Origin of the sequence: Actinomadura sp. 6N118, from assembly GCF_044326415.1 — a bacterium.
Lineage (GTDB): Bacteria > Actinomycetota > Actinomycetes > Streptosporangiales > Streptosporangiaceae > Spirillospora.
Genome location: NZ_JBIRAZ010000006.1, coordinates 188,238 through 211,384, shown reverse-complemented (window position 1 = coordinate 211,384; position 23,147 = coordinate 188,238). Strand labels below are relative to the sequence as shown.

Annotated in this window: 30 protein-coding genes and 1 tRNA gene; 13 read left to right on the top strand and 18 right to left on the bottom strand. The window is 70.0% G+C overall.

Annotated features, from left to right (window positions below):
• Positions 1-2 precede the first annotated feature (2 nt).
• From ACH34W_RS17370 to ACH34W_RS17345, 6 genes are all read left to right on the top strand, one after another.
• Positions 3-947, top strand: coding sequence for an alpha/beta hydrolase family esterase (locus tag ACH34W_RS17370; protein WP_395961922.1), 945 nt, complete (start codon positions 3-5; stop codon positions 945-947).
• Between the two features lie 82 nt (positions 948-1,029).
• Complete coding sequence (locus ACH34W_RS17365; protein WP_395961921.1) at positions 1,030-2,214, top strand: amino acid deaminase/aldolase; 1,185 nt, start codon at positions 1,030-1,032, stop codon at positions 2,212-2,214.
• A gap of 70 nt (positions 2,215-2,284) precedes the next feature.
• On the top strand, positions 2,285-3,001 hold the full coding sequence (locus ACH34W_RS17360) for an SIMPL domain-containing protein (RefSeq protein WP_395961920.1): 717 nt from the start codon (positions 2,285-2,287) through the stop codon (positions 2,999-3,001).
• Positions 2,998-4,122: a carbohydrate kinase family protein gene (locus tag ACH34W_RS17355; RefSeq protein WP_395961919.1), complete on the top strand. Its 1,125-nt coding sequence runs from the start codon at positions 2,998-3,000 to the stop codon at positions 4,120-4,122. Before ACH34W_RS17360 ends, ACH34W_RS17355 begins: the two co-directional genes overlap by 4 nt.
• Before the next feature lie 46 nt (positions 4,123-4,168).
• Complete coding sequence (locus ACH34W_RS17350; RefSeq protein WP_395961918.1) at positions 4,169-5,455, top strand: glycoside hydrolase family 4; 1,287 nt, start codon at positions 4,169-4,171, stop codon at positions 5,453-5,455.
• Between the two features lie 33 nt (positions 5,456-5,488).
• Entirely contained in the window at positions 5,489-5,746 is a 258-nt protein-coding gene (locus ACH34W_RS17345; protein ID WP_395961917.1) for a zf-HC2 domain-containing protein, read from the top strand.
• Here the strand turns inward: ACH34W_RS17345 and ACH34W_RS17340 are convergent.
• Complete coding sequence (locus ACH34W_RS17340) at positions 5,700-6,002, bottom strand: DUF3618 domain-containing protein (protein WP_395961916.1); 303 nt, start codon at positions 6,000-6,002, stop codon at positions 5,700-5,702. The two genes, ACH34W_RS17345 and ACH34W_RS17340, sit on opposite strands and share 47 nt — an antisense overlap.
• 118 nt (positions 6,003-6,120) lie before the next feature.
• Between ACH34W_RS17340 and bcp the strand changes: the two genes are divergently transcribed.
• From bcp to ACH34W_RS17310, 6 genes are all read left to right on the top strand, one after another.
• Complete coding sequence (gene bcp, locus ACH34W_RS17335; protein WP_395961915.1) at positions 6,121-6,588, top strand: thioredoxin-dependent thiol peroxidase; 468 nt, start codon at positions 6,121-6,123, stop codon at positions 6,586-6,588.
• Between the two features lie 72 nt (positions 6,589-6,660).
• Positions 6,661-6,745: transfer RNA gene (locus ACH34W_RS17330), tRNA-Leu, on the top strand.
• A gap of 165 nt (positions 6,746-6,910) precedes the next feature.
• The gene (locus tag ACH34W_RS17325) at positions 6,911-7,864 is read left to right on the top strand and encodes an anti-sigma factor RsbA family regulatory protein (protein WP_395961914.1); all 954 of its coding nucleotides are present in this window, start codon (positions 6,911-6,913) and stop codon (positions 7,862-7,864) included.
• A 104-nt stretch (positions 7,865-7,968) separates the two neighbouring features.
• Positions 7,969-8,889, top strand: a complete 921-nt coding sequence (locus tag ACH34W_RS17320; RefSeq protein ID WP_395961913.1) for an MEDS domain-containing protein — start codon at positions 7,969-7,971, stop codon at positions 8,887-8,889.
• A complete protein-coding gene (locus tag ACH34W_RS17315; RefSeq protein ID WP_395961912.1) occupies positions 8,886-9,803 on the top strand; it encodes an anti-sigma factor RsbA family regulatory protein in 918 nt (305 codons plus the stop codon). The genes ACH34W_RS17320 and ACH34W_RS17315 overlap by 4 nt, the downstream gene beginning before the upstream one ends.
• 222 nt (positions 9,804-10,025) lie before the next feature.
• Complete coding sequence (locus ACH34W_RS17310; protein WP_395961911.1) at positions 10,026-10,880, top strand: MEDS domain-containing protein; 855 nt, start codon at positions 10,026-10,028, stop codon at positions 10,878-10,880.
• Between the two features lie 35 nt (positions 10,881-10,915).
• Here the strand turns inward: ACH34W_RS17310 and ACH34W_RS17305 are convergent, their stop codons facing one another.
• From ACH34W_RS17305 to ACH34W_RS17295, 3 genes are read right to left on the bottom strand one after another with little or no spacing between them, the layout of a single operon-like run.
• Positions 10,916-11,284, bottom strand: a complete 369-nt coding sequence (locus ACH34W_RS17305) for a ribosomal protein L7/L12 (RefSeq protein WP_395961910.1) — start codon at positions 11,282-11,284, stop codon at positions 10,916-10,918.
• Positions 11,285-11,313: 29 nt separating this feature from the next.
• On the bottom strand, positions 11,314-11,814 hold the full coding sequence (locus tag ACH34W_RS17300; protein ID WP_395961909.1) for a hypothetical protein: 501 nt from the start codon (positions 11,812-11,814) through the stop codon (positions 11,314-11,316).
• On the bottom strand, positions 11,804-12,301 hold the full coding sequence (locus tag ACH34W_RS17295; protein WP_395961908.1) for a SigE family RNA polymerase sigma factor: 498 nt from the start codon (positions 12,299-12,301) through the stop codon (positions 11,804-11,806). The genes ACH34W_RS17300 and ACH34W_RS17295 overlap by 11 nt, the downstream gene beginning before the upstream one ends.
• Before the next feature lie 53 nt (positions 12,302-12,354).
• Here ACH34W_RS17295 and ACH34W_RS17290 point away from each other — a divergent pair, with 53 nt between their 5' ends.
• Positions 12,355-13,005, top strand: coding sequence for a hypothetical protein (locus tag ACH34W_RS17290; protein ID WP_395961907.1), 651 nt, complete (start codon positions 12,355-12,357; stop codon positions 13,003-13,005).
• 44 nt (positions 13,006-13,049) lie between these two features.
• Here ACH34W_RS17290 and rdgB read toward each other — a convergent pair whose 3' ends face one another.
• The 14 genes from rdgB to clpS form a co-directional block, all read right to left on the bottom strand.
• The gene (gene rdgB / locus ACH34W_RS17285) at positions 13,050-13,715 is read right to left on the bottom strand and encodes an RdgB/HAM1 family non-canonical purine NTP pyrophosphatase (RefSeq protein ID WP_395961906.1); all 666 of its coding nucleotides are present in this window, start codon (positions 13,713-13,715) and stop codon (positions 13,050-13,052) included.
• Entirely contained in the window at positions 13,712-14,431 is a 720-nt protein-coding gene (rph, locus tag ACH34W_RS17280) for a ribonuclease PH (RefSeq protein WP_395961905.1), read from the bottom strand. The genes rdgB and rph overlap by 4 nt, the downstream gene beginning before the upstream one ends.
• Before the next feature lie 50 nt (positions 14,432-14,481).
• The gene (locus ACH34W_RS17275) at positions 14,482-15,231 is read right to left on the bottom strand and encodes an MBL fold metallo-hydrolase (protein ID WP_395961904.1); all 750 of its coding nucleotides are present in this window, start codon (positions 15,229-15,231) and stop codon (positions 14,482-14,484) included.
• A gap of 28 nt (positions 15,232-15,259) precedes the next feature.
• Positions 15,260-16,105 (bottom strand): glutamate racemase, encoded by an 846-nt coding sequence (gene murI / locus ACH34W_RS17270; RefSeq protein WP_395961903.1) that lies wholly within the window; start codon positions 16,103-16,105, stop codon positions 15,260-15,262.
• Between the two features lie 114 nt (positions 16,106-16,219).
• A complete protein-coding gene (locus tag ACH34W_RS17265; protein ID WP_395961902.1) occupies positions 16,220-17,014 on the bottom strand; it encodes a thioesterase family protein in 795 nt (264 codons plus the stop codon).
• A gap of 122 nt (positions 17,015-17,136) precedes the next feature.
• Positions 17,137-18,084: a PLP-dependent cysteine synthase family protein gene (locus tag ACH34W_RS17260; RefSeq protein WP_395961901.1), complete on the bottom strand. Its 948-nt coding sequence runs from the start codon at positions 18,082-18,084 to the stop codon at positions 17,137-17,139.
• Positions 18,085-18,100: 16 nt separating this feature from the next.
• Positions 18,101-18,373, bottom strand: coding sequence for a MoaD/ThiS family protein (locus ACH34W_RS17255; RefSeq protein ID WP_395961900.1), 273 nt, complete (start codon positions 18,371-18,373; stop codon positions 18,101-18,103).
• Positions 18,374-18,464: 91 nt separating this feature from the next.
• The gene (locus ACH34W_RS17250) at positions 18,465-18,644 is read right to left on the bottom strand and encodes a hypothetical protein (protein ID WP_395961899.1); all 180 of its coding nucleotides are present in this window, start codon (positions 18,642-18,644) and stop codon (positions 18,465-18,467) included.
• Positions 18,645-18,664: 20 nt separating this feature from the next.
• Complete coding sequence (locus tag ACH34W_RS17245; RefSeq protein ID WP_395961898.1) at positions 18,665-19,081, bottom strand: Mov34/MPN/PAD-1 family protein; 417 nt, start codon at positions 19,079-19,081, stop codon at positions 18,665-18,667.
• 45 nt (positions 19,082-19,126) lie between these two features.
• The gene (locus ACH34W_RS17240) at positions 19,127-20,128 is read right to left on the bottom strand and encodes an anti-sigma factor RsbA family regulatory protein (protein ID WP_395961897.1); all 1,002 of its coding nucleotides are present in this window, start codon (positions 20,126-20,128) and stop codon (positions 19,127-19,129) included.
• Entirely contained in the window at positions 20,125-21,000 is an 876-nt protein-coding gene (locus ACH34W_RS17235) for an MEDS domain-containing protein (RefSeq protein ID WP_395961896.1), read from the bottom strand. Before ACH34W_RS17235 ends, ACH34W_RS17240 begins: the two co-directional genes overlap by 4 nt.
• Positions 21,001-21,055: 55 nt before the next feature.
• Positions 21,056-21,955: an MEDS domain-containing protein gene (locus ACH34W_RS17230; protein WP_395961895.1), complete on the bottom strand. Its 900-nt coding sequence runs from the start codon at positions 21,953-21,955 to the stop codon at positions 21,056-21,058.
• A 215-nt stretch (positions 21,956-22,170) separates the two neighbouring features.
• Entirely contained in the window at positions 22,171-22,716 is a 546-nt protein-coding gene (locus ACH34W_RS17225) for a DUF2017 domain-containing protein (protein WP_395961894.1), read from the bottom strand.
• 38 nt (positions 22,717-22,754) lie between these two features.
• Positions 22,755-23,048 carry an ATP-dependent Clp protease adapter ClpS gene (gene clpS, locus ACH34W_RS17220; RefSeq protein WP_151564032.1) on the bottom strand — a complete coding sequence of 98 codons (294 nt, stop codon included), beginning with the start codon at positions 23,046-23,048 and terminating at the stop codon, positions 22,755-22,757.
• Positions 23,049-23,147: the final 99 nt, after the last annotated feature.

Sequence of the window (23,147 nt, the reverse complement as noted above, 5' to 3'; positions counted from 1 at the left end):
CCATGCGGCGAATCCTGCTCCTCGCACTCGCGGCCACCCTCGTGCTCGCCGGTTGCACGGAGAAGACCAAGGAGGGCGGCGGCGGCAAGGGCACGAAGGCCGCCGACGACAAGCGGCCCGCAGAGGTCGCGGGCATCCCGACCGCCACGGGCACGCACAAGCAGAAGCTGGAGGTCGGCACGCCCGGCCACCGCGAGTACCTCCTCCACGTCCCGCCCAAGCTCACCAAGGGCAAGTGGCGGAACGGCAAGCCGGCCAAGCCGCTGCCCCTCGTCCTGGCGCTGCACGGAGGGCTCTCCAACATGAACGGCTTCAGGGCCCTGACCGGATTCGACAAGGTCTCGGACGACAAGGGCTTCCTGGTCGCCTACCCGAACGGCTTCATGACCACGTGGAACGCCGGAGGCTGCTGCGGCGCCGCCAAGCTCGGCGACATCAAGGACGTGGACTTCCTGAGCAAGCTGATCGACAAGCTGACCGACGCCGGGCTGGCCGATCCCAAGCGGGTGTACGTATCGGGGTTCTCCAACGGCGCGGGCATGGCGTACCGGATGGCCTGCGAACGGCCGGACAAGGTGGCCGGGATCGGGGTGGTCGAGGGCGCCCTGGTCACCTCGTGCGAGCCCGGCCGCCCGGTCTCGGCGATGATCCTCCATGGGACCGCCGACCGGAGCGTGCCGTTCAACGGGGGTGGGCGCCGGGACTTCAACGACAGCCGGGGATTCCCGCCGGTCTCGTACGCCGTGGACTTCTGGCGCAAGGCCGGAAGGCTGCCCGAGATGCGCCAGGGCGTTCGCGCCCAAGGCGGGGCAGAATGCAGTTCTACCGGCAAGGGAACCCGCGGGGCCGAGGTGACGTTCTGCAAGATCCTGGGAGGCACGCACAGCTGGCCCGCAGGGGCGAGCCGGACGCTCTGGGACTTCTTCGCGGCCCATCCGCAGGGCTAGTCCACCACTGACCTCAGATTGACCCCAGATCCAGACATGAAGAACTTTCACATCTAGCGTTTTCTGTGGCAACCTGGCTGGTATGAACCTCCGAGAGCGCTACGACGCCGCCACCGCCGACCTCGAGGCGCCCTTCGCGGTCGTCGATCTCCAGGCGTTCCGCGCCAACGCCGCCGATCTCGTCCGCCGCGCCGCGGGCAAGCCCATCCGGGTGGCGAGCAAATCCGTGCGGTGCCGCGCGCTCCTGGACGAGGTCCTGGCGATGGACGGCTTCGCCGGGATCATGGCGTTCACCCTGCCCGAGGCTCTCTGGCTGGCGGAGCACGGGCTCAGCGACGACATCCTCGTCGCCTACCCCACCGCCGACCGGACCGCTCTGCGCACCCTTGCGGCGGACGACCACGCGGCTGCGACGATCACCATCATGGTCGACTCGGCCGATCATCTCGACCTGATCGAGGAATGTGCCGAGGGTCGCCCGATCCGGGTCTGCATCGACATCGACGCCTCCTATTGGGCGCTCGGCGGCAAGATCAGGGTCGGGGCGCGGCGATCGCCGCTGCACAGCCCCGACCAGGTCCGCGGGCTGGCCGAGTCGGTGCTCAAGCGTCCCGGGCTCGATCTCGTCGGCCTCATGGCGTACGAGTCGCAGATCGCGGGCGTCGGCGACGTCCCGCCCGGCAAGCCCGCCATGGCCCGCACGATCCGTGCCATGCAGAAGCGCTCGCGCCTGGAACTGGCCCGCCGCCGCGCCGCCATCGTCAAGGCCGTACGCGAACTGACAGACCTCGAATTCGTCAACGGCGGCGGCACCGGCAGCGTCGAGAAGACCGCCGCCGAACGCGCAGTCACCGAGGTCGCGGCGGGCTCCGGGCTCTACCAGCCGCACCTCTTCGACTACTACTCCAACTTCCATGGCCGGCCGGCCGCGCTGTTCGCGCTGCCCGTCGTGCGGCGCCCCGGCCCAGGGGTCGTGACGTGCCTGGGCGGCGGCTATCTGGCGTCCGGGCCCGGTGACGAGATCCGCCTGCCGCAGCCGTACCTGCCCACGGGACTCTCGTTCGACTCGAACGAGGGCGCCGGCGAGGTGCAGACGCCGCTCCTCGGCGACTCCGCCGACCTCCTGCGGCTCGGCGACCGTGTCTGGTTCCGCCACACCAAGGCCGGTGAGTTGTGCGAACGCTTCGACGCGCTGCACCTGATCGAGGGCGAACGGCATATCCGCACCGTGCCCACCTACCGCGGCGAGGGCCGCACCTTCCTGTGATGATTTCGACCCCGTCCTAACCTCGTCCGACAATGACCGGATCGGAGCTGGACCGGTTAAGTTGGCCCTTATGACCGACGCACCGTTGATCAGCGTGCGTGGCGAGGCCGTGCTGGAGGTCGAGCCGGAGATCGCACGTCTCCACGTGCATGTGCAGACCCAGGAGAGCGACCGGCGCAAGGCGCTGGACCGGCTCGTCGAGCGCAACCAGCACTGCCTCGACCTGGTCAAGTCATACGGGGAAGCGATCGAGAAGCTCGAAACGGGCGGGCTCTCGATCACGCCGCTGCTGAAGTACCGGCGGCGGGAGGGCGACATCCGGGCCTACCAGGGCACGGTCTGGATCAAGATCACGGTCGTCGACTTCACCGTCCTGGGCGAGCTGGTGACGCGCCTGGGCGACTTGGAACGTACCTACGTGAACGGGCCCTACTGGGAGCTCCGCCGCGACAGCCAGGTCTACAAGGACGCCGCGCGGCAGGCGGCGCACGAGGCCGTGTCCCGGGCCCGCAGCTACGCCGAGGCGCTCGGCTCCCGGCTCACCGGGCTGGTGGAGCTGGCGGACGAGGGCCTCACCACAGATCCGGGCCGGGACCGCGGCGCCCAGGAGTACGCGGTGATGGCGGCCGGGCCGGGATTCGGCGGAGCGGCCGACGCCGGCGCGCCGGAGGCGATCGATCTGGAGCCCGAGACCCAGACCGTCCGCGCCGCCGTCGAGGCGCGCTTCCGTGCCACCGCACCCGATCTGGAGGCGCCAGGCGCCGCATCAGACCTGGAGGCACCATGACGGCCGGGACGACCGGAGCGCCGGGCGCGCCTCCGGAGCCGTCGCTGGAAGATCCTTGCGCCGAACGGGGTCCCGGCGTCCCGCCCGGCCTGCGCGGTCTCGATACCGGGCATCTGGACGTCTTCCTGACCGGCCAGGTCTTCATGGACATGATCTTCACCGGGCTGCCCGGCCTGCCGCCTCCCGGCACCGAGCTGGTCACCGACGGGCTCGGCTCGGCACCCGGCGGCATCGCCAACATCGCGGTGGCGATGAGCCGCCTCGGCCTCCGCACCGGCCTCGCGGCGGCGTTCGGCGACGACATGTTCGGCGCGTACCTCTGGCGCACGCTGTCCGAGCAGGAGGACGTCGACCTGAGCTGGTCCCGCAAGGTCAACGGCTGGTCCACGCCGGTCACCGTCTCGCTGGCGTACGCGGCCGACCGCAGCATGGTCACCTACACCAAGCCGCTGCCGATGCCCGCCGACAACCTGGTCAGTGACCTCCCCAAGGCCGCCACCTGCTTCATCGACATCGACCGGGCGGTCCCGGACTGGGCCCTCGCGATGCGCGACAAGGGCGCGCTCGTCTTCGCCGACCTCGGCTGGGACCCGACCGAGACCTGGTCCACCGACGTGCTCGACCGGCTCCGGCACGTGGACGTCTTCCTGCCCAACGCGGTCGAGGCGATGGCCTACACCCGCACCCGCACCCCCGAGGCAGCCTTGGAGGCGCTGGCCGCGCGCGTGCCGGTCGTCGTCGTCAAGCAGGGCTCGCGCGGCGCCATCGCCATCGACTCCACGACGGGTGAACGCGCCGCCGCACCCGCCCTGCCCGTCGACGCCCTCGACCCGACCGGGGCGGGCGACGTGTTCGCCGCCGGCTTCGTCTTCGGCACGCTCGCGGGCTGGCCCCTCGGCCAGCGGCTCTCGTTCGCCAACCTCTGCGCGGGACTGTCCGTCCGGCACTACAGCGGCTCCCTCGGCGCACCCTGCTGGGGCGAGATCGCGGCGTTCGGCGAGACCGGCGAGGTGCCCGCGGAGGTCCTGGAACGGTACGCCTTCATCGTCCCCTACATCCCCGAGGCCGAGCTGGAGCGCGGGCCCGACTCCGTGACCCGCGCCGAGCCGACACTGAGATAGACCGACACTGAGGTAGACCGACACCGAGGCTGACACTGAGGTGACCATGAAGATCGCGATCATCGGAGCCGGCAGCGGTTACATGCCCGGCGTCATCCGCGGCCTGCTGCACCGCGCGGACGACCTGGCCGGGGCCGAGCTCGCCTTCCACGACATCGACGCCGGCAACCTGGCTCTCATGGCGCGCCTCGCGACCAACATGTTCACAGCACGCTCCGCCACAACAGAACCCGCCACGTTCACCATCACGACCCACACCGACCTCAAGCCCGCCCTCGACGGCGCCGCCTACATCCTCACCACGTTCCGGCCCGGCGGCATGGCGGCCCGCCACCTCGACGAGTCGATCCCGCTCAAGCACGGCGTGGTCGGGCAGGAAACCGCAGGCCCTGGCGGGTTCATGATGGCTTGCCGTTCCATCCCCGTCCTGCTGGAGATCGCCGCGCACGCCGAACCCAGCGCGTGGATCGTCAACTACACCAACCCGACGAACATCGTCACCGACGCCGTCACCCGCAACACCGGCATCCGCATCATCGGACTCTGCGACCAGTTCGTAGGCGACACCGAGATGTGGGCCCAGCTGCTGGGCCTCCCCTACGAACGCCTCGAAGTCGACTGGATCGGACTCAACCACGCCACCTGGGCCGAACGCGTACGCCTGGACGGCAAGGAGATCGACCTCCCGGCACTCCTCGGCGACCTGGAGATCCCCGGCGGCGGAGCCACCCCGTGGCGCGATCCCTCCCGCATGGCCGAGCTCGCCAAGGCCCTCGGCTTCCTGCCCAACTCCTACTCCAAGTACTACTTCTTCCACGACCAGGTGGTCGAAGAGCTCCGCGCCAAAGGCACCACGCGTTCCGAAGACATCCAGGCGATGCTGCCCAGGTTCTTCGCCCAGATCGCCGAGGAGTCCACCAAGCCCGACCCCGACCCCAGCCGGGAACGCGGCGGCGGCAAGCACGGCGAGTTCGCCATCGACGTGATCTGCACGCTCCACCGGAACGAGAGCCGCCGGGTCATCGTCAACACCACCAACAACGGCGCGATCTCCTCCCTCCCGCCCGAGGCGATCGTCGAAGTGCCCTCCCTCCTCACCGCCGCGGGCCCCGTTCCACTCGCGCAGGGTCCGCTCCCCCGCGCCGTCCGCGGCCTCACCCAGTCGATCCACGAATACGAGCGGCTGGCCTCCGACGCCGCCGTGACCGGATCCCGCCAGCTCGCCCTCCAGGCCCTGATGGCGCACCCCTTCGTGACCAGCAAGAAAACCGCGGAGAAAATCCTCGACGAAGGTCTCGCCGCGCACCGCGCACACCTTCCTCAATTCAGCTGAACGAAGACACGGGCGCGCCCCGTACCCAAGGATGTGCAAGGAATCTGTGGCTACCAGCTCGATCTCGGCGTGTACGCCCTGGGCCAACTCACCGGCCCAGAGGCCGCCGACCTGCGCGCGCACCTGCCCATGTGCGCGTCCTGCCAGGCCGAGCTGAGCGAGCTGCAGGACGTCGTCCGCGTCCTCGCCCGGACGCGCAAAGGCGCCGGCCGCAGATCGCGGTCCGGCGCCTTCGCCAAGCGGTTCAGCGGCGCTTGCGCCGCTTCACGAGGGCAAGAGCCGTCAAGGTGAGCGCCACACCCACGCCGATCACGACGACCTTGGGGTTGATCTGCCCGGGCTCGCCGTCCTTGGGCTCCTCCGTGTAGAGGAACGACCGGGCGGTCTTGGCGACCTGCTCGGCCTCCTCCTTGAGGCGCGCCTTGCCCCGCTCCGCCACGTTCCGCGGACTGACCCGGTCCGCAAGCTCGTCGATCGTGCGTGCGAGCTCCAGGCGGGTGCGCTCGATCTCCCGCTCCAGCGCCTCCGGGTCGCGCCTGTCAGCCATGCCGTGTTCCCATCGTCAGCAACGCATGATCCGCATATCTTGTCAGGTCTGCCGCGCGAACGCCGCCCTACCCCAGCCGGTACGGTGGACCTGACCTCCAAGCGAAAGGCGGATCCCCGTGTCTGAGCGGCTGCAGCCAGGCGACGTCGCCCCCGAGTTCGAGCTTCCCGACGCAGACGGCAACCCCGTCGCCCTCGCTTCCCTGCGTGGCCGCCGCGCGATCCTCTACTTCTACCCCGCCGCGATGACCCCGGGCTGCACCAAGGAGTCGGTCGACTTCCAAAGCAACCTCGCCGACCTCGACGCCGCAGGCGTCGCCGTCGTGGGCGTCTCCCCCGACGAGCCCGCCAAGCTCGCCAAGTTCCGCGAGAAGGAGGGCCTCACCTTCCCCCTCCTCTCCGACCCCGAGGCCAAGGTCCTCCAGGCCTACGGCGCGTACGGCGAGAAGAAGCTCTACGGCAAGCTCGTCGTCGGCGTCATCCGCTCCACCTTCATCATCGACGGCGACGGCAAGATCGAGAAGGCGTACTACAACGTGAAGGCCACCGGCCACGTCGACCGCCTCCGCCGCGACCTCGACCTCTGACGTCCATCCTCGATGGATCTCGGCCTCTAAGATCTAAGGGCAAGGCTTCGGGCGCAAGACACCCGAAAGCTGGCGGACGTGGCGAAATCAGGCATACGCGGCAGGTTTAGGTCCTGTTGGTGGAGACACCGTGGGGGTTCGAGTCCCCCCGTCCGCACTCACGAAACAGCCGTTCCCGGCGTATCGCCGGATAGGGCGGGGTTACTCATCATCATCTGAAAAACGCTCTCGGCGACGGTCGAGCGGTCGGCTTACGCTGGGTTCGTCCGTTCGTATCCGTGAGCGGGCGGTGGCACTGTGATCACGACGCAGGTGGGGCACCGTGAGCGAAACCTTCTCCCATCGCGTGCTTCCCTACGATGGGGTAGACGACTTCCTGGCCGGAGCCGTGCCGTTCCTCACTGCGGGAATCGATGCGGGCGACCGGGTGCTGGTGGTCACCAGTCTCGGCAGCGAGGTGGTGCTGCGCGATGCGCTGGGGCCTGCGGCGGGCGAGGTGGAGTTCGTCGAGGCCAACCAGTGGTACGCGCATCCGTCGCGGACGCTCGCCGACTGCCTGGGTGACGCCGACCGGCTGCGCGAGCAGGGGCGGCGGCTGCGGGTGCTGGGCGAGCCGGCCTGGACCGGGCGGGGGCCGCTGGAGGTCCTGGAGTGGCAGCGGGTCGAGGCGATCGTCAACGTGGCGTTCGCGGAGACCGGCGCCGCGATCCTGTGCCCGTACGCGCGCACGCTGCCCGCCGGAGTCGTCGCGGCCGCGCGGCGGACCCATCCGGAGACGCTGCGCGGCGATCAGGCGCTCGACAACCCGAGTTATGTCGACCCGTGGACCTACAGCGCCATGTGCGACCAGGAGGCGCTGCCCGATGCGCCCGCGAGGGCCGAGAGGCTCGACATCGTGCGGCCCGATCTGTTCTGGCTGCGGGCCTGGGTGACGGACTACGCACGGCGCACTCCGCTCGCCGAAGAGGACTTGCAGCGGTTGCTGGTCGCGGTCACCGAGGTCGTGACCAACGCGCTGCGGCATGGCGCGCCACCGATCGTCCTCCGTATGTGGATGGAGCCCGGAGAGCTCGTGTGCGAGGTCAAGGACGACGGGTTCTGGACGGAGAATTCCGGTTTCGGGCTGCTTCCACCGCGGGCTGACGGGCCTGGCCGCTTTGGTCTGTGGGCGGTGCGGCTGCTCTGTTCGATCGTGCAAATCCGCACGGGCAATGGCGGGACGACCGTGCGCCTTCGGCTGGGCCTACCGAGCGTGCCCGCAGTAGTAGGGGTGTGACCATGGGGGTGGAACGCTGCGTAAGGGACTCTGTGCAAAGGGCTTCCAAATCTTATCCGGCGGCGTACGCTGGACAGATCCACGCCAACCTTGATGGGCAGGCCATGGACAGCTGGTTCCCCGCCGCACGACGATCTGTGAACGCCATACGACCTGGCGATCACGCGTGGCTGGCTTTCTCCGGCGAAGAAGAACGCGCACACATCATTGGGGACTTCGTGTACGACGGGCTCGCCACGGAGGAGAAGGTCGTCTACGTGACGGATGCTCCTCCCGACCGGTTGCCCGGTGTGCGACCGAGGCACGGTTTCGAGTTGTGCGCCTTCGCCGATACCAGGCAACTGCGGGTCATTCCGCGCGAGCGCGCATGTCTCGGCGGACGTGGGCGGTTCGATCCTGACCGGATGTTGCGGACGCTGGAGCGGGAGGTCGACGAGGCGTTCGACCAGGGCTTCCGCGCCGTGCGTCTCACCACGGACTTCAGCTGGGTGATCAACGAGCCCGGCCGGTCCGATCTCTCCCAGATGCTGGGCTGCGAGCACCAGTTCGGCGAGACGGTCTCGCCCAGCACCATGGCGATGGCGATCTGCCAGGTGGACAAGCACGCGTGTCCCCCGGACGAGCTCGTCGCCCTACGCGACACTCACGAGGTCCTCGTGGAAGTGAATCCCGAATTCGACGACGGGATCCTGCGGATCGTCCGCACATTCGAGCCACACGGTCTGCGGGTCGAGGGCGAACTGGACGCCGCGCGGCACGCGGTGTTCTCGGAGAAGTTGTCGCTGGTCACCTACGAACGGCGACGGATCCATCTGGACTTCTCGCGGCTGCGCTTCATCGACCTCGGTGGGCTCCATCTGCTGACCCATCACGCGACCGGCCTGCCCACCAAGGACGGGCTCGTGCTGGACCATCTGCCGCACGACGTGGAGAACGTGATCAGGATGGTGGGCTGGCAGCGGCTGCCCGGCCTGGCCCCCGGCCAAAAACGCCCCTTCCCCGACGCGGGAGGAATGGCCTCATGACACTGGAGCACAGGGCGTTCATGTACGGCGAGCTCCAGCAACTCCTGGACACCGCCGTACCGTGGCTGCGCCAGGGGTTGGAGCAGGACGAAGAGGTCGTCGTGGTCGTCCGGGAGACCGGGATGAACGCGGTGCGCGATGTGCTTGGTGACGACGGCAAGGGCGTGGGCTTCTTTCCCTCGGAGAAGTTCTACCAACATCCCGTCCGCACGCTGCGCGACTACCAGGGCATCGTCCAGGGCGCTCGGCCCCGCACCGTGCGGGCGCTGGCCGAGCCGGTCTGGCATGGCCGGTCTCCGCGCGAGACCCGGGAGTGGGCGCGGTACGAGTCGCTCATCAACGAGGCGTTCAAGCACTCCGGCGCGTCGGCGTTGTGCCCGTACGACCAGACCGTGCTGCCGCACGAGATCATCGAGCATGCTCGCCGGACCCACCCGAAGTTCGCGCAGGACGGCGGAACGCGGGACAACGATTCCTATGTCACGCCCGTGGATTTCGGCAACGACTGCAACAGCCTGATCCAGCTGGTCCGGCCACCCCACGCGGAATACCGGACGATCGAGAGCGACGACCTGCACGACATCCGAGCCTTCGTCGGGGAACGCGCCGTCCAGCACGGGCTCGACACCAACGCCGCGCGCACTCTGGTGACCGCGGTCAACGAGGTGGCGGCCAACTCCGTCCGGCACGGCATCCCGCCGATGGGGTTGTGGATGTGGAGTGACGACCGCGACCTCATCTGCGAGATCGCCGACAACGGGTTCTGGCGCGCCGATCCGCTGACCGGATTCCTCCCGCCGGAGTCGGCGCTCCAGCGTGGGTTCGGTCTGTGGACCGTCCGGCTGCTGGTTGACCTCGTGGAGTTGAAGGCCGGCTGGGACGGCACGTTCGTCCGCCTGCACGTACGACGGTGACATCATCGTGCGGCCGTCTCAAATACCGGTAAAAGGCCGTGAGGGTCCCGCTACACGCCGTGGCGCGCTGGACGTAGGCTGGAACTCGACGCAGAGACCGCCGTGGAGGGTTTCACGCGCGGCTTCTCCGTTGACAGGGTGGCTGGGCGGGGGTGAGGGAAGGCCCTCAAGCGCAGCTTGTCCGTTGACAGGGTGGCTGGGTGGGGGCTGAGGGAAGGCGCTATGGAGACCCTGGTATCCGTCCGCCGACCGGTCCGCGAACTGCGGCCCGGTGACCACGCCCTGCTCACGTTCGCCAACGACGAGGAGCAGCGGAACGTCGTCGGCTCCTTCGTGCGTGCCGGGCTGGCCGCCGGTGACAAGGTCATCTACCTGGCCGAGACTGCGCACGCCAAGATTCCCGGTGTGCCGATCCCGCCGCCGCCGGGCCGGCTCAGCCTGGTGGCGCTGGACGCGTTCAACGGCCAGCCGTACCAGCCGCGTACGGTGCTCGACGCGCTCGCGGCAGAGATCCGGCGTGCCGAGGACGAGGGTTACGGCACCATCCGGGTGACCGCCGACATGACCTGGGCGGTGCGCCGGCCCAACGGCCTTGAGCTGCTGCTGGGCAGTGAGCAGCGCATCGAGCACGCCATCGGCCCGAGCACGAGCGTCATCGCGATCTGTGAATACGACCGCCGCCGCTGCAGTCCCGAGGAGCTCGGCGCGCTGCACCAGGCGCACGCCATCGTGGTGGTGCCCGATCCCGAGTTCGAGGACTCGGTGCTGCGGATCGTCCGCACCTTCGACCCGACCGGGCTCGCACTGATCGGGGAGCTGGACGCGTCCCGGCACATGGTCCTGGACGACGTGCTCGCCAGGCTGGTGTCATCGCTCAACGGGAGCGAGATCCACCTCGATCTGTCCGGCCTCGGCTTCATCGACCTCGGCGCGATCAACATGCTGGCCGACGTGGCCGCGCGCCGTGCCGGTCGCGGCCCGCTGGTGCTCGACCGGATGTCACCGCAGTTCCGCACGGTGATGGAGACGGTGGGCTGGCACATGCTGCCGGGTCTGCGCCTCAGCGACGAACAATGAGCGGCATCACCGGCGAACACTGAGCGACAGGGCGCTCATTCCAGCGCGTCGATGAAACGCGTGGCCTCGGCCCGGGTCATGCCCGTCTCGGCGCGTACGACGGCGATCGCTGACTCGAAGTCCTCCGCGGCCTTGAACGCCCGCACCCGATCCGAGAGCGGCATCCCGGCAGGACCAGCAGGCCCGGCCGGACCTGGCGCCTGGATATGGCCGTCGCGGACACCGTCCACGTAGTCCTTGGCCTCCTTGAGACCGAGGCCGGTGTCCTCACGGACCCGCTTGACCGCGTGGATGACCTTCCGGTCGTGGAGCAGCCGGAGCACGGCCGCGTACGTGGTGGCGGGAACGAGATGATAGTTCGGCGGCACGGGCACGCGCGCTTGAGGGGCTTTCTTCTTCCACATCGTGCGAGAGCATAACGCCTGATCCGCGATCAGCGAGGCTCCGAAGGCTCCGCTGAGGGGTCCGGGGTGGCCGGCGGGGGCGCCGAGCCGTCCGGTCTGGGGGTGGCCTTTTCACCGGGCTTCCGGCCGGGCATCCCGCTCGGCTGGGCAGACCGAGGTACGCCCGGCGGGGCGGGGTATACCTCCGGCGCCCGCGTGCCCGGCGGTGCCGGCACCGGCTTGCTGGTCGGCACGGGTGGCTCGGTGGCGGGCGTCGGACGGTCGCTGGTGACCGGGCTGGGCGGAGGCGCGACGGGGCGCGTGCGTTCCGGGGCTGGCCACAGGGCCATCGTCACGGCCACGACCACGGCCACCGTGACCGCCGCCGCGACGGCCGGAATCGTCCAGCGGCGGAGCCATGACCCGCGTCCCGGCGTGCCGGCCGTCCGACCGGCGGCCTGAGAACGTTCGACCAGGTCCCGGGAGGCGTGGATGTCGTTGGCCGCGCGCCGGTAATGGCGGCGCAGCAGGGTCTCGAGCTCATCGTCCATCGGCCCGGCCCTCCTCCATGTGCGCTCGCAACGCGGCCATCGCCCGTGCGGTGTGACTCTTGACGGTCCCCCGGGAGATCCCGAGTGTCTGTGCGATCTCTTGCTCGTTCAGATCGCACCAGTAGCGGAGCACGACGACCGCCCGTTGCTTGGCCGGCAATGTCCTGAGCACCTCATCGAGGTCCCCGGCGGGGACGCCGCCTGCCTCGGGTGGCCGCGCGAGCCGTTCGACGTCGGCCAGTGACCCGACCGGCAGGTCACCACGTTTCGCCCGCCGTTTCTTCTCGTCGATGGCGAGGTTGACCAGCACCCGGCGCGCGTACGCCTCGGGATTGTCCTTGGCGAGCCGTTTCCACCGCTTCGCCACCCGTTCGTACGCGATCTGGAGCAGGTCTTCGGCCAGGTGCCGGTCGTACACGAGGAAGACGGCGGTACGCAGCAGCCGACCCGCGGTGGCGGCCACGAACTCCTCGAACGTGACCTCCACCCCGCGGATCTCCTGAGCGCTCAGCGTGGACAGACCGCACCTACTCCACGGACTTGGGCGTCGCCGGGACAGTCTCCCCCGGCACCGGCGCGCCAGGCGGGTCCACCGGCACGCCGGGCGGCCGCGGCGCCGTCTCAGCGGGCCGCTGCGGCGCCGGCATGCCGGGCGGCTGCGGGGCCGGCGTGGGACGTCCGGGCAGGCAGACCGCCGGCGGCGCACTCGGACGCGGCTTTCCGGGCCGCGGCTCCGCGGTCGGCGGCACGATCTGGCGCGGCGGACGCGGCTTGGCGGTCGGCGGCGGAACCGGGCGCGGCGGACGCGGCTTGGCCGTGGGCGGCACGCTCGGACGCGGCGGACGCGGCTTGGCCGTGGGCGGCACGCTCGGACGCGGCTTCCCGGGCCGCGGCTTGGCGGTCGGCGGCACGGGTCGCGGCTTCGCGGGCCGCGGGTTGACCGTGGGGGGCCTTTCGCTGGGCGGGCAGGGGGCGACGGTGGGCGGCGGGAGAGCCGGGGTGCGCGACGGCTTCGCCGTTGCCACCGCCTTGTCCTTCGCCGACGCCGGTGCCAACGTCGCCGATCCGGATGCGGTGGAGGCCCAGATACCGACGGCCAGCGCCCCGCCGCCGCCAACGCCGGCCAGCACGATCGCCATGCGGCGACGGCCGGTACGACCCTTATCGATCATGTCGCTCCTCGGGAGGTGAAGATCCGTACACCCCTTCAACCCCAGTCGAGGGCGGCGCGGTTGTCATCCGGCCGGGATATTTGCGAGCGCCTCCGGGAGAATGTCGGCAAGCGTGCGGAACGCCCGGCCCCGATGGCTGATCGCGTCCTTCTCCTCGGGCGTCAGCTCCGCCGAGGTACGCGACTCGCCGTCCGGCACGAAGATCGGGTCATAGCCGAAGCCGCCGGACCCGCGGGGCGCCCTGATGATCCGGCCGTACATCCGGCCTTCCACGCAGTGCTCGACGCCGGTGGGCAGCACCAGCGCCGCCGCCGCGACGAAGTAGGCCCCCCGGTGCTCGTCGTCGACGTCGGCGAGCTGGTCCAGCACCAGTTCGAGGTTGGCCCGGTCCTTGTCGCCGGACGCCGTGCCGAACCGGCCCGACCAGCGGGCCGACAGCACACCGGGCATGCCGCTCAGCGCGTCCACGCACAGGCCGGAGTCGTCGGCGACCGCCGGAAGCCCGGTGTGCGCGCAGATCGCGCGCGCCTTGAGCAGCGCGTTGCCCTCGAAGGTGAGCTCGGTCTCGGGCACGTCGGGTGCGTCCGGATGGGCGTCGAGGCCGACGACCTCGATGCCCTGCCCTAGGGGGGACGACCCCCCTGACCCCCCGGCGGTGCCGCTCGCGAGAATGCGGTGCAGTTCGGCGATCTTCCCTGCGTTGCGGGTGGCGAGAATGACCTTGGTCATGCGCCGAGGGCTTCGGCCTGCAGGCGGGCCAGGTCGGCGCAGCCGCCCGCGGCCAGGTCGACGAGCGCGTCCAGCTCGGCCCGGTCGAACGGCTGGCCCTCGGCGGTGCCCTGCACCTCGACGAAACGGCCGTCGCCCGTGCAGACGACGTTCATGTCGGTCTCCGCCGCCACGTCCTCCTCGTAACAGAGGTCGAGCCGCGCCTCGCCGTCGACCACGCCGACACTGATCGCGGCAATCGAGGTGACGAACGGGTCGCCCTTGACCAGGCCCTTCTCGCGCATCCAGGTCACCGCGTCGGCAAGCGCCACGTACGCCCCGGTGATCGCGGCGGTACGGGTGCCGCCGTCGGCCTGCAGCACGTCGCAGTCGAGCTGGACGGTGTTCTCGCCGAGGGCCTTGAAGTCGATGGCGGCCCGCAGGGACCGGCCGATGAGGCGGGAGATCTCGTGGGTACGGCCGCCCAGCCGGCCCTTGACCGACTCGCGTTCACCACGGGTGTGGGTGGCGCGGGGCAACATCGCGTACTCGGCGGTCACCCAGCCGAGCCCGCTGTCGCGCCGCCAGCGGGGCACCGAGTCCTGGACGGACGCGGCGCACAGCACCCGGGTGCCGCCGAACTCGATGAGCACCGATCCCTCGGCATGGTCAAGCCAGCCGCGCTGGATGCGGACGGGACGGAGCTGGTCAGGTGCACGATCGTCAGGGCGAGCCATGCTTCTCACCCTATCGAGCCGGCCGGCTTGATCTGGCGGGCCCGGGCGGATCAGAGCTCGTAGACGGCGCCGACGTGGGCGAGGTCGATCGTGCCGCCGAAGCCGCTGCCCTTGGCCTCGACGAGCGACTGGTCGGCATCGTTCCAAGGGACGAGATGGGTGAGCACGAGCCTGTCGGCGCCGGCACGGGCGGCGTGCTCGCCCGCCTCCCGGGCGGTGAGATGCAGGTCGGGCGGCAGGTTGGGGGCGTCGAGGAAGGACGCCTCGCACAGGAAGAGGTCGGCGTCGCGGGCCAGCTCGACGAGCGCGTCGGACTCCCCTGTGTCGCCGGAGTAGGCGACCACCTTGCCCTCGTGCTCGATCCGGAAGCCGTACGCCTCGATCGGGTGCGACATCAGCGCGGTCGTCACCCGGAACGGTCCGATTTCGTACGGACCGGCGCGCAGGGCCTGGAAGTCGAACGCTTCGGACATGCCGGGGTCGGGCGGGAGGTCGTACGCCTCGGCCATCCGGCGCGGGGTGACCGCGGGCCCGTGCACCGGGATCCGCGGCGCCATCCCCTCGGGCCGGTAGCGCCGCGCCACCCAGTAACCGCACATGTCATGGCAGTGATCGGGATGCAGGTGCGACAGGCAGATCGCATCGATGCCGTACAGCGGGTGGAACCGCTGCAGCGAACCGAGCGCGCCGCTGCCCAGGTCGAGCAGCATGGAAAAGCCGTCGGCCTGGATCAGATAACAGGACGCGGGGCTCTCCGGTCCGGGAAAGCTGCCGGAACAGCCGATCACAGTGACCCGCACGCTCACTCCTCCTCCAGTGTCCCGAGGATCAGGTGGTCAGAGCCTTGCTCGGCATTCCGCCCCCATGGCCCCCGCCCCCTCCTGCCGTCGTCTCGACCAGACCGATCTCCGGCCCCAGGAACCGGCGGCCGTGGTCGGCGAACACGGTGGGATCACCGGTCGCGCGGAACCGGTGGTCGGGAGGGGGATGCGCCTCCGCACGGGCCAGCCCCTGGTCGTTCAGCACTCGATAGACGTCCTTGGCTGTCTCATCGGCACTTGAGACCAGTGTGACTCCGTCGCCGACGACATACGAGATGACGCCGGTAAGCAATGGGTAGTGCGTGCAGCCCAGGATGAGGGTGTCGCATCCGCGGTCGATGATGGGCTTGAGGTAGCCGTGCGCGGCGTCGAGCACCTCGTCGCCCATCGTCACGCCCTCCTCGACGAACGAGACGAAGCGCGGGCAGGCGGCGCTGGTGAGCTCGATGTGCGGGGCCGCGGTGAAGGCGTCCTCGTAGGCCCGGCTGGTGACGGTCGCCTGGGTCGCGATCAGGCCGACCCGGCCGTTGCGGGTGGCACGGGCGGCCCGCCGGGTCGCCGGGTGGATCACCTCGATGACGGGGACGTCGTAGCGCTCGCGCGCGTCGCGCAACATCGCCGAACTGGCGCTGTTACACGCGATCACGAGCATCTTCACCCCTTCGGCGACGAGTTCGTCCAGCATCTCCAGGGCGAAGGCGCGCACCTGGGCGATGGGCCGCGGACCGTACGGCTGGCGCCCCGAGTCGCCGAGATAGAGGATCGGCTCGTTCGGCAGCTGGTCCAGGATGGCGCGGGCCACGGTGAGGCCGCCGAACCCGCTGTCGAAGATCCCGATCGGCGCGTCTGACATGGTCCTCAAGGCTAAGCGAACTCTCGACCTGGCAACGCGTCATGCGTTGTACATCACATGGTCACATACCCGAAACGCGGCAGGTCACCACGGCCTATGTGACCAAGCGCACGTTCATTCCGGCAGGCCGCGGCCCACCCGGGCGAGCTGGCGGCTCTGGGCGACGAGCCGCCCGGCCGAGTCCCAGACCTCGACCTCCTCGTCGAACCAGCCGCCGGCCACCAGCCGCCCGCCGCCGTGCACGGCCAGCCGGCCGGGCTGCGGGACGGCGCGCATGTGCCAAGTCAGCTCGACCGTCGGCGCCCAGCCTTTGGCACCCACGTTCAGGACCACGGGCGGCAGGGCGTCCACGGCGAGGGCGAGCGCGTACCCGTCGTTCTCGTAACCCGGAATCTGCAGCCATGCCCGCGCCTCCAGCCGCCCGCTCGGCCGGCCGTCGAGCCAGCCCATCGTGGCAGGGTCGAAGAGCATCTCGACGTTGTCGGCGAAGCCCCGGTCACCCTTGCCGGAGTCGAACGTGGAGCACTTCTCAGGCGAGGGCATCGCGGGTGGCGCCTCCCCGGTCCAGTGCGGCTCCTGGCCGGAGTCCAGCGTTCCGGTGGTGATGAGCGCGTCCACGACAGGCTCGCCGCCTTGGACGAGCGTCACGCGGGACATGGCGGCGGTGCGGCCGGTCTTGCGCGACTCCACCAGCACCTCGGCGGGGCCCACCTTGGCCACCCGCAGGAAGCTGGCGGCCGTCGAGACGGGGTGCTCGTGCGGCGAGGCGTCGACGGCGGCCCGGGCCAGCACGGCCATCAGATAGCCGCCGTTGAGCGCCTCGGCGTACCCGAACACCTGGTCGAGTTCGACGTTGTAGCGCCCATCAGCCACCCGCTCAACCGCGGTCGCCTCGCCGAACCTGCTCATCCGCGCCCTCCCGGACCGCCCGCCTTCTAGAATCCCGTTCGAGTACGAACCCTACCCCCAGGACGCGGCCAGGCACGGCCGAGGCGTGGGCTAGGCACGGGCGAGGCCCAGAGCTGGCCTTTCTAGGCCCAGAGCTGGCCTTCCAGGCGCTCCTCGGCCTCGTCGAGGGTGCCGTCGTAGGCGCCGGTGGACAGGTACTTCCAGCCGCCGTCGGCGACCACGAAGGCGATGTCGGCGCGTTCGCCCGCCTTGACCGCCTTGTTGGCCATGCCGATCGCGGCGTGCAGGGCCCCGCCGGTGGAGATCCCGGCGAAGATCCCCTCCTGCTCCAGCAGCTCCCGGGTGCGCCGGAGCGCGTCCGCCGAGCCGACCGAGAACCGGGTGGTCAGCACCGAGTCGTCGTAGAGCTCCGGGATGAAGCCCTCATCGATGTTGCGGAGCCCGTACACCAGCTCGCCGTACCGCGGCTCGGCGGCGACGATCTTGACGTCGGGCTTGTGCTCGCGCAGGTAGCGGCCGACGCCCATGAGCGTCCCGGTCGTCCCGAGGCCGGCCACGAAGTGCGTCACGGTCGGCAGATCCGCGAGGATCTCCGGCCCGGTGGTCTCGTAGTGGGCGAGGGCGTTCGCCTCGTTGCCGTACTGGTAGAGCATCACCCAGTCGGGGTTGTCCTCCGCCAGCTTCTTGGCCACGCGGACGGCCTCGTTGGAACCGCCGGCGGCCGGTGAGGAGATGATCTCCGCACCCCACATCCGGAGCAGCTGGCGGCGCTCCTCGGAGGTGTTCTCCGGCATGACGCAGATCATCTTGTAGCCGCGCAGCTTGGCGACCATGGCCAGCGAGATGCCGGTGTTGCCGGAGGTGGGCTCCAGGATGGTGCATCCGGGGGTGAGGAGGCCCTCCTTCTCCGCTTTGTCGATCATGAAGAAGGCGGGCCGGTCCTTCACCGAGCCGGTGGGGTTGCGGTCTTCCAGCTTGGCCCAGAGCCGTACCTCGGGGCCGGGCGACAACCTGGGCAGGCCGACCAGCGGGGTGCGGCCGAGCGAGTCCAGCAGCGAGTCGAAACGCATGGATACGGGTTCCGGCTCAGCCGCCGGCGACGGCGGGGAGGATGGTGACGTTGTCACCGTCGGAGACCTCGGTCTCCAGGCCGCTGAGGAATCGCACGTCCTCGTCGTTCAGATAGACGTTGACGAACTTGCGCAGGCCCTTGTCGTCCACGAGCCGCGCCCGCAGGCCGGGGTGGCGGACGTCCAGGTCGGCGAAGAGCTCGTCCAGCGAGCCGCCCTTGCCTTCGACGGCCTTGGCGCCGTCGGTGAGGGTGCGCAGGATCGTGGGGATCCGGACTTCGATCGCCATCGCGATGGTCTCCTTAGGGTTCGTACGGGCTTGTCCGCCACGGCGTCACAACAGGGCGGGGCGTGGGGGAATTCCAGGCAGGGTCGGCGCGTCAGCGACAGTCGTAGACGACTTCGGCGCGCGAATGCCCGAACAGGAAGCTCTGTACGGGAGACATCACGAGAACGGGGTCACGGCGCCTACGCGCGCCCGTCCGCTGCTCGATCGTCCACATGACCACCAGTTTACCGATCCCGGCGAGGTTCTCCGAGCGCGCCTCGGCCGTACCCATGCGGGGTACCTTGCCGTCCCTCAGGCGTAGCCGTCGACGATCTTGACCTCTTCCTCGGTCACCGTGCCGTCCACGATGCGGTACGAGCGGAACTCGATCTCCTCGGGGTCGCGGGTGGAGACCAGCACGTAGTGCGCGTTGGGCTCGGACGCGTAGGAGATGTCGGTGCGCGAGGGGTAGGCCTCGGTCGCGGTGTGCGAGTGGTAGATCACCACCGGCTCCTCGTCCCGGTCGTCCATCTCCCGCCAGACCTTGAGCTGCTCCAGGGAGTCGAACCGGTAGAACGTCGGCGAGCGCTCCGCGTTCATCATGGCCACGTACCGGGTGGGCTGGTCGGACCCGGCCGCGCCGGCGATCACACCGCAGGCCTCGTCGGGGTGGTCGGCGCGCGCATGCGCAACGATCTTGTCAACCAGGGCACGCTCGATCGTCAGCATGCCCGAAGGCTACCCGGAGGCGCCGCCCGTCCCGGCGCCCAGGGGTCAGGAGCCACCGGTCGGGTGCCGTGGCAGTTTGAGGTGCATGCGGACGAGGACGCCGTGCTCGCCGGAACGGATCTCCACGATGTGGCAGAGCAGCCGCACGGCCCACATCGCGGCACCACCCGGCTGGTGCGGGCGCGGGCGCAGATAGCCGAGGAAACGGTCTTCCATCGGCCGTCCGGGGTCGGCGACGTCGCAGATCAGCTCGCCGCCCTCCGCCCACAGCCAGACCCCGCCCTGGCCGCCACCGCGGCGGATGATGTTGGTGGCGACCTCGTTGACCGCGAGCACGAACGGCAGGACCTGCTCCTCGGGCAGCCCGAGCCGCATGGACTCGACGCTGAGGAACGCGCGCAGGCCGGGCAGTTCCCCGCTGGCGAACGCGCGGCGCGCCGCACCGGCGGGCGGCGGGGCCAGCGGCGGCGCGTTGCACCCGGCGTAGAACTCGGCCGGGTCGACGAAATGCTCGCTCGCCCGCACGCCCTCGGGGTCGACGAGCTCGGGATGGGTGTGGGCCGCGTCGACGATGATGTGCCCGTCGAGCGCGGACGTGTCGTAGGCGCACACGAACGTGCTCGGGGTGCCAGCGAACGCCACGTTCAGGATCGCCTCGTGCCGTTTCCACTCCCGGACCTCCAGCGGCGTGAGGCCCGTCCACACCGGCTCGGTCAGCAGCCGCAGCCGGCCGCGGGGCCACCAGTCCCGGTGGGTGCGGTCGTAGTAGTCGGCGAGCGTCTGCATCGGGCCCTTGAACCAGTCACCCTGGCCGATGAACTCGATCCGCGCGGCCGGCTCGGCGCCCAGCTGCTCGCGCAGCAGCGCGGTGCGGGCGGCCGAGGTGATGACCACCACGGCGTCACCGGCCTTCACCCCCTCGTGCAAGTACGGCACGGTGACGTCGGCGAAATCACGCTCCGACCCGTACAGCAGCGCCCGGTGCAGCAGGATGCCGCGCTCGCTCCTGGTCTCGGCGCCGGGCGTAAAACCCTGGAGGCCGTTCATCGCGCCGCGTCCTCAACGAAGACGCCGGGCATCCCCTCCCAGCCGGAGATCCGCATCATCAGCCCGAGATAGCCGGGCACTCCGCGCAGCACCACCTGCCGTTCCATCCCCGTGCCGCTCTGGCTCGCGCCGGTCAGGACCCGCAGGCCCTCCATGTCGCAGAACTCCAACGCCGACAGGTCGAGGCACAGATGCGAACCGCGCCCGCCGACCTCGCGCAACGCCCGTCGCAACGCGGACAGCGTCGACTCGTCGATCGCGCCCGCGAGACGCAGGCCGGGAGGCGCGTAAAGGGGCGTGATGGTCAGCACGTCATCGGCGTAGACGGCGTTCACCCCGACGCGGCCGTCATGGCGCGCCTCCAGCCGGCGCAGCTGCGCGTCGTCGAACCAGCGCCGGTCGTACTGGCAGACGGCCATCGCCCGCACGCCCGGCGCACCGAACGTCCACTGGCATTTGTCCTCGAACTCGTCGAACTGCCCGCGCAGGGGGAACGAGGTCTCGCCGGTGATGCGCGCCCCGGCGTACCCCTGCGCGAGCGCCAGCTCGATCTCCATGCCGAGCAGGGCCACCGACTCGCCGGGATCGAACCGGCCGGTCACCTCGGCGAGCGGCCGTATCGCCAGCTGTCCGGTTTCGGCCGCGCCCGCCAGCACAGCCGCCTGATCCGGGTCGGATGCGGCCCGGATCAGGCGCGCGAGCGTCTCGTCCGGCCGCCGTTCGCCCGCCAGATACACGATCTTGTGCCGGGAGCGCAGGCCGTCGCGGATGTAGGTGAGCACCACCGCATAACGTTCCGCGTCGTTGTCATACGGCAGGCAGAGATGATCGCCGAACGTCATCTCGCCGACGGCGGTGGAGCTGGAGGACATCAGGAGCCTCCCAGAGAGACGGTTGGCTCTCTCCCGCGTAAGACTTGTGTGACCCCTATTGTGCGCTCTCCTCGACCGAGACGCCCGGCATCGCGTCGAGTCCGAGCTCGTGCAATTCCCCGGCGATGCGGGGCGACACGCCGCGCAGCAGCAGCTGCCGCTGCGCCCCGGCGGGGGTCTCGCGTGCGCTGGCGAGGAGCCGGAGGCCCTCGGTGTCGCTGAACTCGACCTCCGACAGGTCCAGGCACAGAGTGCCGCCCTGCTCGGGCAACCCGTCCAGCGCGCGGGTCAGCGTCGGGCGGGAGGAGCCGTCGATGACACCTGCCAGGGCCAGCCCCGGCGGTGCGAACAGGGGCGCGACGCGCAGAACCCCGTCGTCGTGCAGGTCGTCGGCGCGGACCCGGTCGACGTGGTACGACTCCAGTTGCTCCAGATGGGCCTGGTCGAACCAGCGCCGGTCGTACTGGCAGATGGCCATCGCGTTGACCTGCGACGTGCGGAACACCTCGTCGATCTTCCGCTCGAACTCGGCGAACCGCTCGGTGCCGGGCCAGCCGCGCAGCGAGAACGTCTCCTCGCCGGTGACCCGGACGCCCTTGTAGCCCTGGACGAGGGCGAGCTCGATCTCGGTGGCGAACAGGGCGATGATCTCGTCCGGGTCGAACCGGCCGGTGGCCATGTAGGCCTCCTCGGCGGTCCGCACCACGAACCGGCCCTCGTCCAGCGCGCCGGCCAGATCGAGGCCCTCCGCCCCGGGCACGGTGCCCATCCAGCCGAGCACCTTGTCCGGCGGATCCTGGTCGGACAGGTAGATGATCTTGTGGTCGGCGGCGAGCCCGTCCCGGACGTACGAGAGCAGGATCGCCAGGCGCTCCTCGGCGTTGTCGTACGAGAGGCAGAGATGGTCGCCGAACTCCATCGTCCCGACCGTCTTGCCTGCGGTTGAAGAAGGCATTCGCGTCTCTCCCGTGCAGGTCTCCGGCCCGCCACGGGCGGGCCCGTGCACCCCCGGAGAGCACCCCCGTCGAGCTCTCGCCGTCAACGTATCAACACTGAACGCGACGTACCATCGACATTGTGTAAGGACCGCGCCACTCGATCTGGCCGGACGCGGCCACCACCGCGACACCCCAGCCCCGAGGCCGCGAAGCCTAAAAACGCCGCGAAAGCCTAAAACACGGCTCGGACGAGGCTTTCTTGCAGCATGGTCAGCCAGTCGTACGCGGCGAACATCGCCATGCGGGGATCATTGGGGTCCATCCCCGCGGCCTCCTCGTACCACTCCTCGGAGATGTCCAGCCGAGTGCCGAGCGCCAGCCGCACGTCGTTGAGCGCGCGCAGCCAGGCCTGCGCCTGGTCCTCGTCCAGGATGGTGTCCACCCCGGTGGCGGCGACGCCCTCAATGGCGCCCAGCGTCAACAGCACCGTCCCGGCGGCCTCGCGCTTGCCGTCGCGCAGGCCCATCTCGGTGTAGCGGCGGAACTCCCCCGCCGCGTCGCCGTCTTCGCGGTACGCGTCGGGGAACAGCCGTGCCAGCACGGGGTCGTCCGGCTTCTTGGCGCCATCGGAGATGCCCAGCGCGGCCAGTTCGTCATCGCCGCCGGGCGGGTCGCCGATGAGCTCCAGCAGTTGCTCCATCAGCGCTCGCACGAGCGCGGCCTCCTCCGGCTCCAGCCGCAGGACGACGCCCTTCCGGGTCCTCTTGACGGCGCTCACTCGCTGTTCACCCGGTTGCTGTTCACCCGGTCACTCACTCAATCGTCTCGCTTCACTGTGGCCCACAGCCCGTAGGAGTGCAGGATCTCGACGTCGCGCTCCATCTCCTCGCGGGTCCCGTTGGCCACGACGGCACGGCCCTTGTGATGCACGTCCAGCATCAGCTTCTCGGCCTTGGTCTTGGGATAGCCGAAGACGGTCTGGAACACGTACGTCACGTACGACATCAGGTTGATGGGGTCGTTCCAGACGATCGCCAACCAGGGCCGGTCGGAGCTCAGGTCCTCTTCGACGTCCGGCCGTTCCAGCTCGACCGGCGCAGGCGCAGTCATCGCCGCGTATCCCCTCTTCCCCACAGCGTCTCCCCGCGAAGCCTCTCCGCGGGGCCGGGCCGCCCACGACACCGATGGTATTCACCCCGTCCACCGGTG

Bases quoted from the DNA above. Each gene is read 5' to 3' on its own strand.
- ACH34W_RS17370 (WP_395961922.1), top strand. From the start codon at position 3: ATGCGGCGAATCCTGCTCCTCGCACTCGCGGCCACCCTCGTGCTCGCC.
- ACH34W_RS17365 (WP_395961921.1), top strand. From the start codon at position 1,030: ATGAACCTCCGAGAGCGCTACGACGCCGCCACCGCCGACCTCGAGGCG.
- ACH34W_RS17360 (WP_395961920.1), top strand. From the start codon at position 2,285: ATGACCGACGCACCGTTGATCAGCGTGCGTGGCGAGGCCGTGCTGGAG.
- ACH34W_RS17355 (WP_395961919.1), top strand. From the start codon at position 2,998: ATGACGGCCGGGACGACCGGAGCGCCGGGCGCGCCTCCGGAGCCGTCG.
- ACH34W_RS17350 (WP_395961918.1), top strand. From the start codon at position 4,169: ATGAAGATCGCGATCATCGGAGCCGGCAGCGGTTACATGCCCGGCGTC.
- ACH34W_RS17340 (WP_395961916.1), bottom strand. From the start codon at position 6,002: ATGGCTGACAGGCGCGACCCGGAGGCGCTGGAGCGGGAGATCGAGCGC.
- ACH34W_RS17320 (WP_395961913.1), top strand. From the start codon at position 7,969: ATGGACAGCTGGTTCCCCGCCGCACGACGATCTGTGAACGCCATACGA.
- ACH34W_RS17315 (WP_395961912.1), top strand. From the start codon at position 8,886: ATGACACTGGAGCACAGGGCGTTCATGTACGGCGAGCTCCAGCAACTC.
- ACH34W_RS17310 (WP_395961911.1), top strand. From the start codon at position 10,026: ATGGAGACCCTGGTATCCGTCCGCCGACCGGTCCGCGAACTGCGGCCC.
- ACH34W_RS17305 (WP_395961910.1), bottom strand. From the start codon at position 11,284: ATGTGGAAGAAGAAAGCCCCTCAAGCGCGCGTGCCCGTGCCGCCGAAC.
- ACH34W_RS17300 (WP_395961909.1), bottom strand. From the start codon at position 11,814: ATGGACGATGAGCTCGAGACCCTGCTGCGCCGCCATTACCGGCGCGCG.
- rdgB (WP_395961906.1), bottom strand. From the start codon at position 13,715: ATGACCAAGGTCATTCTCGCCACCCGCAACGCAGGGAAGATCGCCGAA.
- rph (WP_395961905.1), bottom strand. From the start codon at position 14,431: ATGGCTCGCCCTGACGATCGTGCACCTGACCAGCTCCGTCCCGTCCGC.
- murI (WP_395961903.1), bottom strand. From the start codon at position 16,105: ATGTCAGACGCGCCGATCGGGATCTTCGACAGCGGGTTCGGCGGCCTC.
- ACH34W_RS17265 (WP_395961902.1), bottom strand. From the start codon at position 17,014: ATGAGCAGGTTCGGCGAGGCGACCGCGGTTGAGCGGGTGGCTGATGGG.
- ACH34W_RS17260 (WP_395961901.1), bottom strand. From the start codon at position 18,084: ATGCGTTTCGACTCGCTGCTGGACTCGCTCGGCCGCACCCCGCTGGTC.
- ACH34W_RS17255 (WP_395961900.1), bottom strand. From the start codon at position 18,373: ATGGCGATCGAAGTCCGGATCCCCACGATCCTGCGCACCCTCACCGAC.
- ACH34W_RS17250 (WP_395961899.1), bottom strand. From the start codon at position 18,644: ATGGGTACGGCCGAGGCGCGCTCGGAGAACCTCGCCGGGATCGGTAAA.
- ACH34W_RS17245 (WP_395961898.1), bottom strand. From the start codon at position 19,081: ATGCTGACGATCGAGCGTGCCCTGGTTGACAAGATCGTTGCGCATGCG.
- ACH34W_RS17240 (WP_395961897.1), bottom strand. From the start codon at position 20,128: ATGAACGGCCTCCAGGGTTTTACGCCCGGCGCCGAGACCAGGAGCGAG.
- ACH34W_RS17235 (WP_395961896.1), bottom strand. From the start codon at position 21,000: ATGTCCTCCAGCTCCACCGCCGTCGGCGAGATGACGTTCGGCGATCAT.
- ACH34W_RS17230 (WP_395961895.1), bottom strand. From the start codon at position 21,955: ATGCCTTCTTCAACCGCAGGCAAGACGGTCGGGACGATGGAGTTCGGC.
- clpS (WP_151564032.1), bottom strand. From the start codon at position 23,048: ATGACTGCGCCTGCGCCGGTCGAGCTGGAACGGCCGGACGTCGAAGAG.